This window comes from Pseudomonas sp. 18-147, assembly GCF_051048045.1.
Classification (GTDB): Bacteria; Pseudomonadota; Gammaproteobacteria; order Pseudomonadales; family Pseudomonadaceae; genus Pseudomonas; species Pseudomonas aeruginosa.
Genome location: NZ_CP182296.1, coordinates 1,413,468 through 1,428,135 on the forward strand (window position 1 = coordinate 1,413,468; position 14,668 = coordinate 1,428,135).

Annotated in this window: 16 protein-coding genes; 5 read left to right on the plus strand and 11 right to left on the minus strand. The window is 69.3% G+C overall.

The genetic code is table 11. The features are described 5' to 3' along the window. Nucleotides 1–9: 9 nt before the first annotated feature. A complete protein-coding gene (locus tag ACM0M4_RS06975; RefSeq protein ID WP_003092745.1) occupies nucleotides 10–858 on the minus strand; it encodes a M23 family metallopeptidase in 849 nt (282 codons plus the stop codon). A 171-nt stretch (nucleotides 859–1,029) separates the two neighbouring features. On the opposite strand from ACM0M4_RS06975, the gene ACM0M4_RS06980 reads away from it, so the two are divergent. The 3 genes from ACM0M4_RS06980 (at nucleotide 1,030) to ACM0M4_RS06990 (ending at nucleotide 2,654) form a co-directional block, all read left to right on the plus strand. Continuing rightward, nucleotides 1,030–1,419: a DUF2946 family protein gene (locus ACM0M4_RS06980; protein WP_003105383.1), complete on the plus strand. Its 390-nt coding sequence runs from the start codon at nucleotides 1,030–1,032 to the stop codon at nucleotides 1,417–1,419. Between the two features lie 129 nt (nucleotides 1,420–1,548). Continuing rightward, entirely contained in the window at nucleotides 1,549–2,025 is a 477-nt protein-coding gene (locus ACM0M4_RS06985; protein WP_003105385.1) for a copper chaperone PCu(A)C, read from the plus strand. A gap of 56 nt (nucleotides 2,026–2,081) precedes the next feature. After that, the gene (locus ACM0M4_RS06990) at nucleotides 2,082–2,654 is read left to right on the plus strand and encodes a putative natural product biosynthesis protein (RefSeq protein ID WP_003122107.1); all 573 of its coding nucleotides are present in this window, start codon (nucleotides 2,082–2,084) and stop codon (nucleotides 2,652–2,654) included. Nucleotides 2,655–2,688: 34 nt separating this feature from the next. Here ACM0M4_RS06990 and ACM0M4_RS06995 read toward each other — a convergent pair whose 3' ends face one another. Further along, nucleotides 2,689–3,318: a cysteine hydrolase family protein gene (locus ACM0M4_RS06995; protein WP_003105389.1), complete on the minus strand. Its 630-nt coding sequence runs from the start codon at nucleotides 3,316–3,318 to the stop codon at nucleotides 2,689–2,691. A gap of 120 nt (nucleotides 3,319–3,438) precedes the next feature. Between ACM0M4_RS06995 and ACM0M4_RS07000 the strand changes: the two genes are divergently transcribed. After that, nucleotides 3,439–4,392: a GlxA family transcriptional regulator gene (locus ACM0M4_RS07000; RefSeq protein ID WP_003137870.1), complete on the plus strand. Its 954-nt coding sequence runs from the start codon at nucleotides 3,439–3,441 to the stop codon at nucleotides 4,390–4,392. Here the strand turns inward: ACM0M4_RS07000 and ACM0M4_RS07005 are convergent. The 7 genes from ACM0M4_RS07005 to ACM0M4_RS07035 form a co-directional block, all read right to left on the minus strand. Beyond that, nucleotides 4,389–5,150: a M15 family metallopeptidase gene (locus tag ACM0M4_RS07005; protein WP_009313463.1), complete on the minus strand. Its 762-nt coding sequence runs from the start codon at nucleotides 5,148–5,150 to the stop codon at nucleotides 4,389–4,391. The two genes, ACM0M4_RS07000 and ACM0M4_RS07005, sit on opposite strands and share 4 nt — an antisense overlap. Before the next feature lie 4 nt (nucleotides 5,151–5,154). Then, entirely contained in the window at nucleotides 5,155–6,435 is a 1,281-nt protein-coding gene (locus tag ACM0M4_RS07010; RefSeq protein ID WP_003105394.1) for a TRAP transporter large permease, read from the minus strand. Next, nucleotides 6,432–6,926 (minus strand): TRAP transporter small permease, encoded by a 495-nt coding sequence (locus ACM0M4_RS07015; RefSeq protein WP_003105397.1) that lies wholly within the window; start codon nucleotides 6,924–6,926, stop codon nucleotides 6,432–6,434. Before ACM0M4_RS07015 ends, ACM0M4_RS07010 begins: the two co-directional genes overlap by 4 nt. A gap of 74 nt (nucleotides 6,927–7,000) precedes the next feature. Then, nucleotides 7,001–8,041 (minus strand): TRAP transporter substrate-binding protein, encoded by a 1,041-nt coding sequence (locus ACM0M4_RS07020; protein ID WP_003118314.1) that lies wholly within the window; start codon nucleotides 8,039–8,041, stop codon nucleotides 7,001–7,003. A 151-nt stretch (nucleotides 8,042–8,192) separates the two neighbouring features. Then, entirely contained in the window at nucleotides 8,193–9,128 is a 936-nt protein-coding gene (locus ACM0M4_RS07025; RefSeq protein WP_003092728.1) for a LysR family transcriptional regulator, read from the minus strand. A gap of 6 nt (nucleotides 9,129–9,134) precedes the next feature. Further along, on the minus strand, nucleotides 9,135–10,514 hold the full coding sequence (xseA, locus tag ACM0M4_RS07030) for an exodeoxyribonuclease VII large subunit (protein WP_012613654.1): 1,380 nt from the start codon (nucleotides 10,512–10,514) through the stop codon (nucleotides 9,135–9,137). Between the two features lie 36 nt (nucleotides 10,515–10,550). Then, nucleotides 10,551–11,459, minus strand: coding sequence for a LysR family transcriptional regulator (locus ACM0M4_RS07035; RefSeq protein ID WP_003137872.1), 909 nt, complete (start codon nucleotides 11,457–11,459; stop codon nucleotides 10,551–10,553). A gap of 107 nt (nucleotides 11,460–11,566) precedes the next feature. Here ACM0M4_RS07035 and ACM0M4_RS07040 point away from each other — a divergent pair, with 107 nt between their 5' ends. After that, nucleotides 11,567–12,349 (plus strand): sulfite exporter TauE/SafE family protein, encoded by a 783-nt coding sequence (locus ACM0M4_RS07040; RefSeq protein ID WP_003105892.1) that lies wholly within the window; start codon nucleotides 11,567–11,569, stop codon nucleotides 12,347–12,349. On the opposite strand, the gene ACM0M4_RS07045 is transcribed toward ACM0M4_RS07040, so the two are convergent. Together ACM0M4_RS07045 and ACM0M4_RS07050 are read right to left on the minus strand one after the other, a co-directional pair. Further along, nucleotides 12,334–13,476: a class II histone deacetylase gene (locus tag ACM0M4_RS07045; RefSeq protein ID WP_003119301.1), complete on the minus strand. Its 1,143-nt coding sequence runs from the start codon at nucleotides 13,474–13,476 to the stop codon at nucleotides 12,334–12,336. The genes ACM0M4_RS07040 and ACM0M4_RS07045 overlap by 16 nt on opposite strands. Nucleotides 13,477–13,505: 29 nt before the next feature. After that, a complete protein-coding gene (locus tag ACM0M4_RS07050) occupies nucleotides 13,506–14,663 on the minus strand; it encodes an MFS transporter (protein ID WP_023517947.1) in 1,158 nt (385 codons plus the stop codon). Nucleotides 14,664–14,668: the final 5 nt, after the last annotated feature.

A 14,668-nucleotide genomic window follows, 5' to 3' on the forward strand; every position in this document is an offset into this window, starting at 1 on the left:
GCTCACTTCTCAGGGCTGGAAGGCACCGATGAAGATCGCCGGGTCGACCCGCGCGTCGTTCAGGCTGACGTTCCAGTGCATGTGCGGTCCGGTGGCCCTGCCGGTGGCGCCGACCTTGCCGAGTACGCCGCCGCGCGGCACCTGCTGGCCGAGCTTCACGTCGATCTTCGACAGGTGGCAGAACATGCTGATGAAGCCCTGGCCATGGTCGACGAACACCGTCTTGCCATTGAAGAAGTAGTCGCCGATGAGGATCACCTTGCCGGCCGCCGGCGCCTTGATCGGCGTACCGGCCGGTACCGCGAAGTCTAGACCGGAATGCGGGTTGCGCTCTTCGCCGTTGAAGAAGCGGCGCAGGCCGAAGGGGCTGGAGAGCGGACCGTCGACCGGCTTGTCGAGCATCAGGTTGCTGGGCAGGCCGGGACTGAAGCGGCGGTAGGCGGCGGTCTGCTCGGCGAGTTCGCGTTCGATGCGCTTGAGGTCTTCCGGCAGCGGATTGACCTGGCGCTTGTTCTTCAGGGTGATGCGCTGCTCGCGGTAGTGCTTGCTGCCGACGCTGAAGCGTTCCTCGTGGTTGCCGGTCGCCGCCCGCACTTCCAGCTTCTGCGGGCCGGGCTTGGTGCTCAGCGGGATGCCGACCACGGCGATCCAGCGGCGGCCTTCCTCGCGCACCACCAGCACCGGCTTGCCCTGGTAGAAGGCCCGCGGCGGCGGGCCTTCCTCGCCGAGGTCGACCACCGCCACCCCGCCGGGTACCGGCTTGTTCAGCAGGCGCATGATGAAGCTGTCGGCCTGGGCGGGCAGGGCGCAGAAAGCGGCGAGCAACAGCGTGGAAACGAAGGCTAGGGTGCGGGGCATCGGCTTCTCGACTCGTCGGGCGTCAAAGCCGTCTATGCTGGCGGAAGAGCGCGGTGTGGGAAAGCCCGCAAGGGTTGCAAACGTTTTCACCTGCGGCACTCTGTCGCGCCCGGCGTTTTTACTTTTGCCCCGCGCTCAGGCATAAAGGGCCCATTCTCCGGAGAACCGACGATGCCCCTGTCACGGCGCCCCGTGGCCTGGCTGGCCAGCCTGGCCGTGCTGATGAACCTGTTCGTGGTGCCGCTTTCGCAGGCGCTGACGACGCAGGAGCGCGCCTCGTTGCTGCTCGGTGGCTTCTGCAGCACCTCGTCCGATTCGCTGCTGCGCCTGAAGCTGGGTGCCGCGCTCAAGGACATCGATCTTCCCGACGACCACGAGAGCCTGGCCCCGCACCTCTGCTGCTGCGCCGGCGCCGCCGGCACGCCCGGCCTGGTCGCCTCCTGGCCGGCATTGCCGCTGGCGCCGCTGGCCAGCCCTGCCCGTAACGCCTTCTCCGCCACCGACCTGCCTCCCCTGCGCTATTGGCGCCTCGCCAATCCGCGCGCCTCTCCTGTCGCCTGACTCCTCCCCCGCGCCTTCGACAACCTGGACCTTCGGGTCGGGGCAGGTCGCGGCGCAATACCCTAGCTTCCCCCATGGAATCGCCGGTCCGACGGAAAAAGACCGGTCATACGCTACTGGAGAGTCACCATGCGCACATCCTTCTTTGCTGCCGCGGCCCTGCTGGCCGTTTCCGCTTTCGCCCAGGCCCACGAGTACAACGCCGGCCAGCTGCACATCGAGCATCCCTGGGCGCTGGCCCTGCCGCCGACCTCGCCGAACGGCGCGGCCTACTTCGTGGTGCAGAACCACGGCAAGGAAAACGACACCCTGCTTGGCGCCGACACGCCGCGCGCGGCTTCCGCCGAGGTGCACGAGCATGTGCACAAGAACGGCATGATGAGCATGCAGAAAGTCGACAGCGTCGACGTCGCACCAGGCAAGGACCTGCGCTTCGCTCCCGGCGGCTACCACCTGATGCTGATGGGCCTGAAGCAGCCACTGGTGGCCGGCGAGCGCTTCCCGCTGACGCTGCATTTCCGCAAGGCCGGCGACGTGCCGGTGGAAATCGTCGTCGAGTCCAAGGCGCCGGCCGAACAGGGCGGGCACGAGCAGCACGGCCACTGAGCGCCGTGTCGAGCAGGGGCGCCCGGCGCCCCGCCTTTGCGTGCGAGGTTCAGAGCATGAACAGCAACAGATATCCCTTGCCGGCGCAGACCGGCCTGGTGGTGGCTCCCAGCCTGCCGCCGAAGAACTCCACCCTGCGTCCGGACCAGCTCAACAAGCGCCTGAGCAGCGCCTGGCACCATCTCTACGACCTTTGCCCGGAACTGCTGAAGATCGATCCGCCGGATGGCCTGACCATCCTCCGCGGTTTCCTGCAATGGGCGGCCGAGCAGAAGGCCGCCTGGAACTGGGCGATGCACCTGCGCCTGTACTGCTGGCTGTTGCAGTCGCCGTTCGGCGCCAAGGTGACCGACGAGCATCTGGAGGTGCTGATGGACGCCTCCGCCGCGCGTTGGACGGTGGACGACACCAGCGCCAACCGCGGCATCCTCCTGGCCAGCCAGGGCGGTGCGCACATCACCCAGGACTGGAAGGCGCCGCAGGCCGGCGCCGGCACGCGCGTGCCGCTGGAGCGCCTGGACCTGCCGGCGCCGAACTGGACATTCGCCTATTGCGCGGTGCCCGACCCGCGGCTGCGCGAGTTTCCGGGCTGGAAGCCGTTGCCGGCGCGTGGCTCGCTGGTCGGTTGAGCGCTCGCCGCCCCGCGTACGGGGCGGCGTCGTTTCAGCGGTTGGCCAGGGCCCGCTGGTTGGAGTCGTAGATGTTGTCGCGTTCCGGAACGTGCCGGCCGGCGAGGCTTTCCAGCCATTCCTCGGTGCTGAGCACGGCGGCGAAGGAGGACTGCAGGACGATGCCGAAGATCCGGTGGATCTCTTCCGCGCTGGCCTGGCCGGCGCGGTTGCGGTAGGGCACCGAGCCGCTGGCGTCGTGCAGGTATTCCACCTGCCAGCCTTCGTGGATCGCCTGGCGGATGGTCGAGTCGTCGCAGTGCTGGGTCATGTAGCCGACCACGGCGAGGGTGTCGATGTCGCGCTCGCGCAGCCAGTCGGCCAGCCCGGTACCGACGAAGGAACTGGCCAGTTGCTTTTCCACCTTGTGCTGGTAGGGCCGCGAGGCGACCACCTCGTGCAGCTCGGCCTGCCGGCTGCCGCGCGCGAACAACGGCGAGTCCGCCGGTGCCAGGTGCTGCACCACGACGATCGGGATGCCCGCCGCGTGGGCGGCATCCATGGCGGCGCCGATGCGTTCCAGCGACGATTGGATGGCGGGAAATTCGATACGCAGGTTGCCGCTGACGTATTCGTTCTGTACGTCGATGACCAGCAAGGCGCGTTTGGGTTGACGTGCGGACATGGCGTTTCCTCCTGAGTGGGTGAGGCAGATTCTGGTCCCGGCGCGGCGTAGCGAGTGAGTGGCCTGAGAGACAACTTTCGCTAGAATCGGGCCAACCCGCTCATACCCACCGAGGTGCGCATGTCCCGCCAGTCCGTGGCCGTGGTGGCCTTCGACCGCATCAGTCCGTTCCACCTGTCGGTGCCCTGCCTGGTGTTCGGCCAGGAGTGCTACGACCCCTGCGCGCAGGCCTTCGACCTGCGTGTCTGCGCCGCCGAGCCGGGCCGGCTGCGAACCACGGTGGGGTTCACCATCGAGGCCGAGGCCGGGCTGGAAGCGCTGGCCGAGGCGCAGACCGTGATCGTGCCGAGCTGGCGCGATCCACACGAGCGTCCGCCACAAGCGCTGCTGGATGCGTTGATCGCGGCCCGTGCACGCGGTGCGCAACTGGTGGGCTTGTGCCTGGGGGCCTTCGTGCTGGCCGAGGCCGGGTTGCTCGACGGTCGCCGCGCCACCACCCACTGGATGTGGGCGGAGGATTTCGCCGGGCGCTTCCCTGCGGTGCGGGTGGAGCCCGACGTGCTGTACATCGAGGACGACGGCCTGCTGACCTCGGCAGGCACCGTCGCCGGCATCGACTGCTGTCTGCACCTGGTCCGCCAGCGGCTCGGTGCGCAGACTACCAATCACCTGGCCCGGCGCCTGGTGGTGGCGCCGCATCGACAGGGCGGCCAGGCCCAGTTCATCGAGCAGCCGCTGCCGGACAGTGCCCAGGACGGCCGTCTCGGCGAGCTGCTGGTGTGGCTGCGGCAGAACCTCGACCAGGCGCACAGCCTGGACAGCCTGGCACAGCGGGTGCTGATGAGCCGGCGGACCTTCACCCGGCATTTCCGCCAGCTCACCGGCACCACCGTCAGCCAGTGGCTGCAGGCCGAACGCCTGGCCCTGGCCCAGCGCCTGCTGGAAACCACCGAGCATTCGGTGCAGGCGATCGCCGGGCTGGCCGGCTTCGGTTCGGCGGTGTCGTTGCGCCAGCAGTTCTCCGCCGCGTTCGGCCTGCCGCCGCTGGGCTACCGGCGCGCCTTCGCCTCCTAGTCCGCCGGAGGGCGCTTCTGCAACTGCTGGCGCCAGAGCGCGTCCATCGCCTGCAACTGCACCGGGCCGAACAGCGCCTGCGTCGCGCCGGTGTGCCAGGCCCAGAGCTGGTCGCCGAAATCGTAGTGCCACCATTCGCTGGGCAGGTTGCTGAAACCGGCGTCGAGCATCGCGTGATAGAGCAGACGACGGTGATCGCGGACGCGTCGCTGGCGCGCGTCGGGCTCCGCCAGGCGTTCGAAGTAGGCGGTGTAGGAGGCCGGAACGGCTTCGTCGAAGGCGCTGCCCATGTCCAGCCAGCGGCCCTGGGCGTCGCACAGGGTGACGTCCACCGCGCCGCCGGTGAGATGCGGGCTGGGCGCCTCGCGGCTGCTGCTCGGCGGCGAGACGAACTGGCGGGTGAGCCGTTCCAGCTCGGCCTCGCCGGCCCGTGGGTAGTGCGCGGCCAGGGCGCTGGACAGGCTGTCGTAGAGATACTGCTGCACGGCGAACGGCCGCCAGGCGTCCAGCACCACCAGGCGCACGCCGCCGGGGAGGGCGGCGGCGACCCGCAGGAGACGCTCGAAGACCTCGCCGCGAGCGTGGCACTCCGGGATCGCGTGAGGAATGCCGAGCTTGTGGTAGGCCGGCCAGACGCTGAACTCGCGGCTCAGCCCGAGCGCCTCCAGCGGCGTGCCGGCATCGACGATGGGGATGCCGGCCACGGCGTGCCAGTCGGGCTCCGGGAGAACGGGGATGGCTTGGGTGAAGTCGGTCATGGCGTCAATTGAGCAGGCGTGGCAGCCACAGGGTCAGGGACGGGAACAGGATCAGCAGCGACAGCACCCCCAGGGCCACGAGGATGAACGGCCAGATACCCTTGAACATTTCCAGGATATCGAGGCGGCTGATGGTCGCCACGATGAACAGGCAGGCGCCCATTGGCGGGGTGATCAGGGCGATGGTGATGTTCAGGGTGAAGATCAGCCCCAGGTGCACCGGATCCACGCCGGCGGCCAGCGCCACCGGAGCGACTATCGGCGTCAGCAGCATCAGTACCGAGACTTCTTCCATGAGCATGCCGCAGACGAAGATCACTGCGCTGATGATGAACAGCATCAGGGTCGGCGAGTGGCCGAACGGCTCCAGCAACTGGGCGAACTCGCTGGCGACCTGGGCGTAGTTGAGCAACCAGTTGACCACCGAAGCGGCGGCGATGATCACGTAGATGCTGGCGGTCAGGCGTACCGTCTCGCGCAGCGAGTTCCACAGCCCGACCAGGCTCAGTTGGCGCTGGAGCAGACCGACCAGCGCCACGTAGAGAGCGATCAAGGCGCCCGACTCGGTGGGCGTGACCAGTCCCAGGACGATTCCGGCGACGATGATCACCGGCGCGATCAGCGCGGTCAGGGCGCCGGACAGCGCCGCCAGGATCTCGCCCCAGGCCGGCGCCGCATGGCGCGCCTGCAGCCCGTTGCGGTAGGCGTACACCGCGTTCAGCAGCATGAAGGCGGCGGCCAGCAGCAGGCCGGGAATCACCCCGGCGAGGAACAGCTCGCCCACCGAGGTGTTGGTCAGCGAGGAGTAGAGGATCATGAAGATGCTCGGCGGGATGATCGGACCGATCAGCGAGCTGCCCGCGGTCAGCCCGGCGGCGAAGCGCCGCGAGTAGCCTTCCTTTTCCATGGCCGGCACCAGCAGGGTGCTGAGTGCCGAAGCGTCGGCCGCGGCGGACCCGTTGACCCCGGCGAAGAACACCCCGGCGACCACGTTGACGTGGCCGAGGCCGCCGCGGAAGTGGCCGACCAGGGCGTTGGCCAGACGCATCAGGCGCGGGGTCATGCCGGAATGGTTCATCAGGTTGCCGGCCAGCACGAACAGCGGGATCGCCATCAGCGAGAAGATGTCCATGCCGCCGAAGAAGCGCTGCGGCAGGGTGTTGGCGAACAGCGCCGGGTCGACGAAGAGGAACCCCACCAGCGCGGTGAGCAGCAGGCAGAGGAACAGCGGCAGGCCGAGCAGGAGGTTGACCACGAAGGCTGCGATCATGGCGATGGCCATCATGCCTGCGACCCTCCCTCGACGGTGGTGCTGGCCGGCTGCCGCGGCCAGGGCCCCTGGAGCAACAGCATGAGGGTCAGCAGGCCGAAGCCGAGCGGCAGGCTGAGCAACGGCCAGGTGCGGCTGACGCCCAGGCCGAGGCTGCGGAAGCGCCCGGCGTTCAGCGCGTAGCGGGTGCTGACCCAGGCGGCGAAGGCGAAGAAGGCCAGCGCCAGCAGCCACTGGTAGAGCCTGAGGGCCTGCGCCAGGCGCGGCGGCAGGCGTTGTTCCAACAGGTTGACGCGCATGTGCCCGCCTTCCATCCATACCGCGCCGAGCGCCAGCATTACTGCGCCGATGATGAGGTAGCGGGCCAGTTCGTCCATCCAGATCGGCGAGCTGCCGAGCAGGTAGCGGGCGAACACGCCGTAGATGAGCAGGACCAGGTCGAGCAGCAACAGCAGCGTGGCGAGGTTCAGCAACGCGGCGCGCATGCCCTTGAGCAATGACGGCATGGGAGGTACTCCGGAAAGTCGGACAGGCGCGCCCGGCCGACGGCAGCGGCCGTCGGGGGGGCAACGCGCGAAGGTCAGGGGGCGGTGGCGAGACCGGCGTCGCGGAAGGCCATCTCGGTCCAGCGCGGCTCGATGTCCTGGGTCTTCAGCCAGGCCAGGTAGGACGGCTGGCCTTTCTCGCGGAAGGCGGCGAGGTCATCGGCGGACGGCTGGATGATCTGCATGCCCTTTTCCTTGAGGAACGCCAGGTCGCGCTCCTGCTGGGCGGCGACCGCCTCGCGGTTCAGCCGGGTGGCTTCGGCGGCGGCGTCGAGCAGGGCCTGGCGCTCCTTTGCCGGGAGGCTGGCGAGCAGATCGCCGTTGGCCACCAGGAACTGGTCGGAGTACTGGATGTTGGCCAGGGTCAGGTACTTCTGCACCTGGTAGAGGCTGCCGAGGATGATGTAGGAGGTCGGGTTCATCTGGCCGTCGGCGACGCCGGTGCGCAGGCCCATGTACAACTCGGTCCACGGGATCGGCGTGCCGGAGGCGCCGAAGGCTTCGTAGAGCGCCACCTGGCTGGGATCCATGGCGCGGAAGCGCAGGCCCTGGAAGTCCGCCGGGCCGTGGATCGGCTTCTTGCCGTTGGTGAAGTTGAGGAAGCCGCCTTCCTCGACCACCGCCAGCAGCTCGGTGCCGGTGCGCTCGCGGAAGGCCTCGCGGGCGGCCTGCCAGTAGCTGCCGCTGTCGAAGAAGGCGTGGGCCGCGGCGGCGTCCTTGAACATGAAGGGCGTGGCGCTGACGTAGATCTCCGGGAACAGCGGGGCGATCCCGGCGAAGGAGGCGATGTTCAGGCCGGGGCCGGTCATCACCTGTTCCATGCGCTGCTCCTCTTCGCCGAGCATGCTGTTGGGGTAGAGCTTGAACTGCAGTTCGCCGCCGCTCTTTTCCTCGGCCAGGCGCTTGAGGTTGCTGGCGAACAGGTGCACCAGGTTCTTCTCGCTGTCGGCGGCGCCGTTATAGCTCAGGTTGAGGGTGGTGGCGGCCTGGGCGAGGCTGCCGCCCAGGCCCAGGGCGGCGGCCAGCAGTCCGGCGGCGAAGCGGCGGGCGAGGCCGTGGCGCGGATTCGTGTGCATGTTGTTTTCCTTATGGCAGTCCGAACGGTCGGGGGATCGGCGGCACTTCTTGTCGGGGCGCGGGGCCGGGTGCTCGCACGAAAGCGAAGCAACGCTAGCCGTTGTCTCGTTGACTATTCAAGTCCGGACGTGATGCGAAAAAGGCAACGCCTCAGCGCTGCGAGAGCCCGGGCGCGTCGCCACTGAAGAAGCGCATGCCGCGGCGCAGGTGTTCCAGGCAGGCGATCGCCGCCACGGTCAGCTCGCGGCCCTTGTGGCTGACGATCCGCGCGCGGGCGTCGCGCAGCGCCGGGTGGGCCAGCGGCAGGCAACGGATATGCCCGGCCTCGATCTCGTGGCTGACCGTCAACTCCGGCATGAAGGCCACGCCGATGCCGGACTTGACGAAATTGGTCAGCACCGCCACCGAGTTGGTGCGCAGCTTCGGCCTTAGCTCGATGCGCTCCAGTTGGGCGGCGATCACCGCCAGTTGGCCCATGCCGGTGCTGTTGTGGATCAACGCCAGCGACTCGTTGCGCAGCGCGCGCATCGGCACCGCACCGCGGTGTCCGGCGAGGGCATGGTTGGCGGGGATGATCAGGTCGAGGGGCTGGCGGGTGTCGACGTGCACGTCCAGTTCGCCGTCCTCGACCGGGGCGTAGACCAGGGCCAGGTCGACGGCGTCTTCCTTGACCAGCGCCACGCCTTCGTTGGCCCCGGCCATGCGGACCTCCAGCTCGATGCCGGGGTAGCGCAGGATGAAACTCTGCAATGGCTGGGAGATCAGGTCGGCGATGAAGCCCTCGCCGACCGCCAGGCGCACCTTGCCCTGGCGCAGCCCCTGCAGGGCCGACAGACGCGACAGCACGCCCTCTTCGTTGGCCCGTTGCTGGCGGTAGTGCGCCACCAGCAGCTCGCCGGCCTCGGTAGGCGCCACGCCTTGCGGGGTGCGTTGCAGGAGGCGCACGCCGAGATGTTCCTCCAGGCTGGCGAGCTGCCGGCTGATGGCCGAGGGGTCGATGTTCAGGTGCTGGGCGGCGCGGCGAAGAGAACCGTGGTGGATCACCTCGTTGAGGTAGGCCAGGGCGCGCTGGCTGAGGCGGATCATCGCGGCTCAGTCCAGCAGCGACAGGGTCACCGGCGTCCGGTGGTTGTCCTCGACCCGCACCTCCAGTTCGCCTTCCGCCAGGCGCGCCTTCAGGCGCTGTCCCGGCTGGGTCTGGCCGGCATCGCGGATCGCCCGGCCACGCTCGTCGAGGAGGATGCTGTAGCCGCGGCCCAGGGTCGCCAGCGGGCTGACCACGTTGAGCGTCTGCGCCAGTCCTTCGAGGCGCTGACGACGATCCTTCAGTACCTCACGGGCGGCGCGCGGCAGGCGCGCGGCGAGGCTGTCGAGCTTCTGCCGGAGCAGCGCCAGGGTGCGGCCCGGATGCTGTGCGGCGAGACGTGTCTCCAGGCGGACCAGGCGTTCGTGGCGGACCGCCAGCTGGCGCTCGAAGGCACGGCGCAGGCGCATGTCCAGGTCGTCCAGGCGCTGTGCCTGCTGGCGCAGGCGTTCGCCGGGATGGCGCAGGCGGCGGGCGACGCCTTCCAGGCGCAGGCGTTCGCGCAGCAACTGGTCGCGCATGCGCAGCACCAGGCGCCGGCGCAGGCCGTCGAGACGCTGCTGCAGGTCGCCGGCGTTGGGCGCCAGCAGTTCGGCGGCGGCCGAAGGCGTCGGCGCGCGCACGTCGGCGACGAAGTCGCTGATCGATACGTCGGTCTCGTGGCCGACCGCGCTGACGATCGGCGTGGCGCAGGCCGCCACGGCGCGCGCCACCGCTTCTTCGTTGAAGCACCAGAGGTCTTCCAGGGAACCGCCGCCACGGGCCAGGATCAGCGCGTCGAAGCCCTGCCGGTCGGCCAGTTGCAGCGCGCGGACGATCTGCGCGACGGCCTCGCGGCCCTGCACTGCGGTGGGCACCAGGGTCAGCTCGACCTGCGGTGCGCGGCGGCGAAACACGCTGATGATGTCGCGGATCACCGCCCCGCTGGGCGAACTGACGATACCGATGCGGCGCGGATGGGCGGGCAGTAGACGCTTGCGTTCGCTGGCGAACAGGCCTTCGCCGGCGAGTTTTTCCTTCAATGCCTCGAAGGCCAGGCGCAGGGCGCCGTCGCCGGCCGGCTCGACGGTATCGGCGATCAACTGGTAGTCGCCGCGTCCCTCGAACAGCGAGATCTTCCCGCGCACCTTTACCGCCAGCCCGTCGCGCAAGGCCTGGCGTACGCGCAGGGCGTTCTGCCGGAACAGCGCGCAGCGGATCTGCGCGTTGCTGTCCTTGAGGGTGAAGTAGACATGGCCGGAGGCCGGCCGGGCGAGGTTGGACAGCTCGCCCTCGACCCAGACCTGCGGGAACACGTCTTCCAGCAGCAGGCGGGCGCGCTGGTTCAGTTGGCTGACGGTCAGCACCTCGCGATCGAGGCCGAGCCGTTGGAAGGGATCGTTACGCATGGGCGGCATGATAAGGCGGCGCACCGGGATGTGCGATCAATCCTTGGCTTCGTTCGGCAGATTCTCCAGGAAATATTCGACGAAGCCTTCCACCAGGGGGCTATCGTCGCGTCGCCAGGCCAGCGCCACCTCGCTGTATGCCTCGGCCTCGGCCAGAGACATGAAGCGCACGGCGGGCGGTGCGATGGCGCGCATCGAGGCGGGCACCAGGGCGACGCCGAAGCCGGCCTCGATCAGTTGCAACTGGCTGGTCTTGCGCGACAGCGCGCGCGCCGGGCGTGGGTAGAAACCGGCGCCGAGGCAGAGTTCGGCGGCGCGATAGCTGAGGCCGCCGCGTTGCAGGTGGGGAATGGAGACGAAGGTTTCTCCGGCCAGGGCGGCCAGGGCCACGGGGGCTTCACGGCGGGCCAGCGGATGGTCGGCGGCGAGAGCCAGGAGCAACGGCTCGCGGTACAGGGCGCGCAGGTGCAGCCGGGGATGCTGGCGCAGCACCGGCAGGCGCAGCAGGCCAAGGTCCAGGCGTCCTTCGGCGAGATCGGCGAGTTGCTGCTCGGAGGATTGCTGGGTCAGTTCCAGGCGGACGCCGCTCTGCGCCGCGAGGTAGCCGCGCAGCGCCGCTTGCAGGCCGCCCACCAGCGGCACCGAGCTGGAGTGCCCCAGGCGCAGCAGGCCATGGCCGCCTTCGCCGACCTCGCGAGCCAGGCGCCGGGCGGCCTCCAGGTCGCCGAGCAGGCGCTGCGCGCGTGGCAGGAAGGCGCGACCGGCCGGCGTCAGCTCGACCTGGCGCGGACCGCGGCGGAGCAGTGGGGTGCCGATGCTGTCCTCCAGTTCGCGCACCTGCCGGCTGAGCGCCGACTGGGCGACGAACAGGCGTTCGGCGGCACGGCTGAAGCCGCCGGACTCGACGATTTCGACGAAATAATGGAGTTGCCGCAAAGAGATCATCGGAAGATTCCCCATGCCTTTTCGAGATGGCTACAGGGCTCGGATTGTATTGGCTGGCGCGCCGTTGCGCTCGCTAGAGTGCGCAGGTCGTCGTTCCGGGAGTCGCCATGTCCTCGCTCGATCCGTCAGTCCTGTTCGCCGCCCTGCCGTTCAGCCTATGGCAATGGCTGCTGGTCGAACTGGCCATCGTCCTCGCCTATGTGGTGTTCGGCATCGCCGGCTTCGGCACCGCGCTGGTCGCCGGCCCGCTGCTGGCCGGGGTGCTGCCGCTGTCGCAGATCATTCCGCTGCTGGTCCTGCTGGATTTCAGCGCGTCGTTCGGCAACTGGCTGCCGGCGCGGCGGCAGATCGCCATCACTGAGCTCAAGCGTCTGCTGCCCTGCATGTTGCTGGGCTGTGCGCTCGGGGCGTACGGACTTCTGGCGCTACGCGCGGAGCTGCTGATGCTGGCCCTCGGCGTGTTCGTCAGTTTCTATGCGCTCTACGCGCTGTTCCTCCAGCCACGCGGCCAGCCGCGCTGGCGGGCGACCTGGGCGTTGCCCTTCGGTGTCTTCGGCGGGCTGTTCGGCGCGTTGTTCGGCAGCGGCGGCTTCCTTTATTCGCTGTACCTGAACGGACGCCTGGCGAGCAAGGAGCAGATGCGCGCCACCCAGAGCGCGCTGATCGGTTGTAGCACCTTCGTCCGCCTGGGGCTGTTCCTGCTCGCCGGGCTGTATGCCGCGCGCGAGCCCTGGCTGCTCGCCGCCTGCCTGCTGCCGGGCATGGCGCTGGGCCTGTGGATCGGCCGTCGGGTGACCCTGCGTCTGTCGCGTGAAGCCTTCGTCCGCCTGGTCACCTGGCTGGTGCTGTGCAGCGGCCTGGCGCTGGTCGGGCGCTACCTGGCCGCTTGAAGCGGCTGCGCCGGGCACAGGCCGAACTGTGCGGCCAGCTCTTCGAGGCGCTGGCGCTGGAAGTCGCGGAACGCCGCGTTGGGCTGCTGCAACTCGATGAAGTCGCGCAGCGGGTCGCGCACCGCGCTGCGCACGCCGCTGAGTTCTTCGATCACAGCCAAGCCGCAGAACGGCACGTAGGCTTCCGAGTAGCCGCCTTCGTGGACCACCACCAGGCGTCCGCCGGCATGCCGCTCGGCCGCGTCGCGGATCATCGCGGTCATCGCCCGGAAGCTGTCGCTGTGCAGTTGCATGCGTGCCAGCGGGTCCACCGCGTTGGCGTCGAAGCCACTGGCGACCACGATCAATTGCGGGCGGAAGCGCTCCAGCGCTGGCAACACGATGCGTTGCATGGCCTGCATGTAGGCGTCGTGACCGCCGCCGGGAAGCAGCGGCACGTTGAGGTTGAAGCCACGACCGCGATCCTCGCCGATGTCTTCGGCGCCGCTGTAGCCAGGCGGGAAGCAGCCGTCCTGATGCAGGGAAATGCTCAGCACGTCGTCGCGCCGGTAGTAGATCGCCTGGGTGCCGTTGCCGTGGTGCACGTCCCAGTCCAGCACCGCGACCCGCTCGACGCCGTGGCGCGCCTTGGCCGCCTCGATGGCCACGGCGATGTTGGCGAAGAAACAGAAGCCCATCGCCTGGTCCGGCAGGCAGTGATGACCTGGCGGCCGCGACAGCGAGTAGGCGTTGTCCGCCTCGCCGGCGAGCACCGCGTCCAGCGCGGCGATGGCCAGGCCGGCGGAGAGCCGGGCGATCTCGTAGCTGCCCGGGCCGATCGGCGCGTCCTGGCCGAGGCTGCCGCCGCCGGCGTCGCTCAACGCCTTGAAGCGTTCCAGATAGTGCGCCGGATGCACGCGCAGCAGGTCCTCGTCGCTCGCCGGCGGTGCGCTGCGCAGTTGCAGGCGGGCGGTCAGGCCGGACACGTCGAGCAGGCTTTTCAGCCGGCGCTTGGTTTCCGGTGATTCGGCGTGTCCGGCGGCGGCAGGCGGTTGCACCCAGCCGCCGACCGGCAGGGTCAGCGCGTGCGGGCCGGCGGCGTGCCAGAGGCAGAGTTCGTCGAAGAAGAAAGCGGTACGTCGGGTCATGGCGGGTATCCGTGGTTCGGGAAAGGGTTTCAGCGTGGCCGGCAGGCCAGGGCCAGCAGCAGCGAGAGGGCGGCCAGGCCGGCGGCGATCGGCAGCAGCGGGAGGAAACCGCCGCTGCCTTCGATGAGTCGTCCGGCCAGCGCCGGGCCGATGGCCAGCCCGCCGCCGATGACCAGGTTGGAGGCGTTCATCAGGCGGCCGGATCGGTCCAGGTCGGCGAGGCAGGCGAGGATGAACGGCAGGGCGAAGGTCCAGGTGAACTTGAACAGCAGCGCGGCCAGGGCGAAGCGCGCCAGCGGTGGCTGGCCGATCAGCAGGAGGATCGCCGCGGCCATCGCCAGGTAGCCGCCGAGCAGCATCAGGTCGCGCGGCAGGCGGTTGCCGATGAAGGAGGCGCAGGCCGCCCCGGCGATGCCCATCAGGGTGGCGACGGCGAGTACCTCGCCGCTGGCGCCGGCACCGATCCCCGCGCCTTCGGCGATGGCGCCGATGAAGGTCCAGACGCCGCTGAGGCTGATATAGAAGGTGAGCACGGCGAGGATGCCCAGCCCGACCCGCAGTCGCGAGTGAACCGCGCCGGTACTGGCGCGGGCTTCCGCCGGCGGGCTGCCGCTGGGGAAGGCCCGCGACAACGGCAGGGCGAGGCCCATCAGGCCGGCCAGCAACAGGTAGCAGGCGGCCAGGCCGAAGCGTTCGAACAGCGCCGGCAGCAGTGCCAGGCCGACGGCGCCGACCACCAGTTGGCCCATCACCCAGAGCCCGTAGACCCGGCTCGGGGTGGCGGTGCTGGCGGCGCTGGACAGGCAGAGGATCATCAGCGAGCCGCCGGCGAGGGCGCTGCAGAAACGCAGGGCGAGCAGCAGCGGGTAGCTGCCGGCCAGCGCCGAGGCCAGGTTGGCGGCGATGAACAGCAGGCCGGCGAGCAGCGCCGCGTGGCGCCAATCGACGCGTTTCAGCCAATGGAAAGCCGGCAGCGTCGCCAGGCTCATGGCGCCTAGCTCCACCGAAAACAGGTCGCCGACCCGCGCCGGGCTCAGTTGCCACTGGGCCGCCAGTTGCGCGGCGACGGCGGGGGCGGTCATCAGGATGGTCGGGGTGATCGCGGCGAACACCACGATGGCCGCGAGCAGCGCGAGGTTGCCGGACGCCGGAGAGGCGCTGGCGAGAGTCTTGTCGGAAGCGTTCATGGCTG

Excerpts from the sequence above, each read along its gene's own strand:
- ACM0M4_RS06980 (WP_003105383.1), top strand. The coding sequence starts at position 1,030 with ATGCCCCTGTCACGGCGCCCCGTGGCCTGGCTGGCCAGCCTGGCCGTG.
- ACM0M4_RS06990 (WP_003122107.1), top strand. The coding sequence starts at position 2,082 with ATGAACAGCAACAGATATCCCTTGCCGGCGCAGACCGGCCTGGTGGTG.
- ACM0M4_RS07000 (WP_003137870.1), top strand. The coding sequence starts at position 3,439 with ATGTCCCGCCAGTCCGTGGCCGTGGTGGCCTTCGACCGCATCAGTCCG.
- ACM0M4_RS07005 (WP_009313463.1), bottom strand. The coding sequence starts at position 5,150 with ATGACCGACTTCACCCAAGCCATCCCCGTTCTCCCGGAGCCCGACTGG.
- ACM0M4_RS07050 (WP_023517947.1), bottom strand. The coding sequence starts at position 14,663 with ATGAACGCTTCCGACAAGACTCTCGCCAGCGCCTCTCCGGCGTCCGGC.
- ACM0M4_RS07015 (WP_003105397.1), bottom strand. The coding sequence starts at position 6,926 with ATGCCGTCATTGCTCAAGGGCATGCGCGCCGCGTTGCTGAACCTCGCC.
- ACM0M4_RS07045 (WP_003119301.1), bottom strand. The coding sequence starts at position 13,476 with ATGACCCGACGTACCGCTTTCTTCTTCGACGAACTCTGCCTCTGGCAC.
- ACM0M4_RS07040 (WP_003105892.1), top strand. The coding sequence starts at position 11,567 with ATGTCCTCGCTCGATCCGTCAGTCCTGTTCGCCGCCCTGCCGTTCAGC.
- ACM0M4_RS06975 (WP_003092745.1), bottom strand. The coding sequence starts at position 858 with ATGCCCCGCACCCTAGCCTTCGTTTCCACGCTGTTGCTCGCCGCTTTC.
- ACM0M4_RS07025 (WP_003092728.1), bottom strand. The coding sequence starts at position 9,128 with ATGATCCGCCTCAGCCAGCGCGCCCTGGCCTACCTCAACGAGGTGATC.
- ACM0M4_RS07035 (WP_003137872.1), bottom strand. The coding sequence starts at position 11,459 with ATGATCTCTTTGCGGCAACTCCATTATTTCGTCGAAATCGTCGAGTCC.
- ACM0M4_RS07020 (WP_003118314.1), bottom strand. The coding sequence starts at position 8,041 with ATGCACACGAATCCGCGCCACGGCCTCGCCCGCCGCTTCGCCGCCGGA.
- ACM0M4_RS06995 (WP_003105389.1), bottom strand. The coding sequence starts at position 3,318 with ATGTCCGCACGTCAACCCAAACGCGCCTTGCTGGTCATCGACGTACAG.
- xseA (WP_012613654.1), bottom strand. The coding sequence starts at position 10,514 with ATGCGTAACGATCCCTTCCAACGGCTCGGCCTCGATCGCGAGGTGCTG.
- ACM0M4_RS06985 (WP_003105385.1), top strand. The coding sequence starts at position 1,549 with ATGCGCACATCCTTCTTTGCTGCCGCGGCCCTGCTGGCCGTTTCCGCT.
- ACM0M4_RS07010 (WP_003105394.1), bottom strand. The coding sequence starts at position 6,435 with ATGATGGCCATCGCCATGATCGCAGCCTTCGTGGTCAACCTCCTGCTC.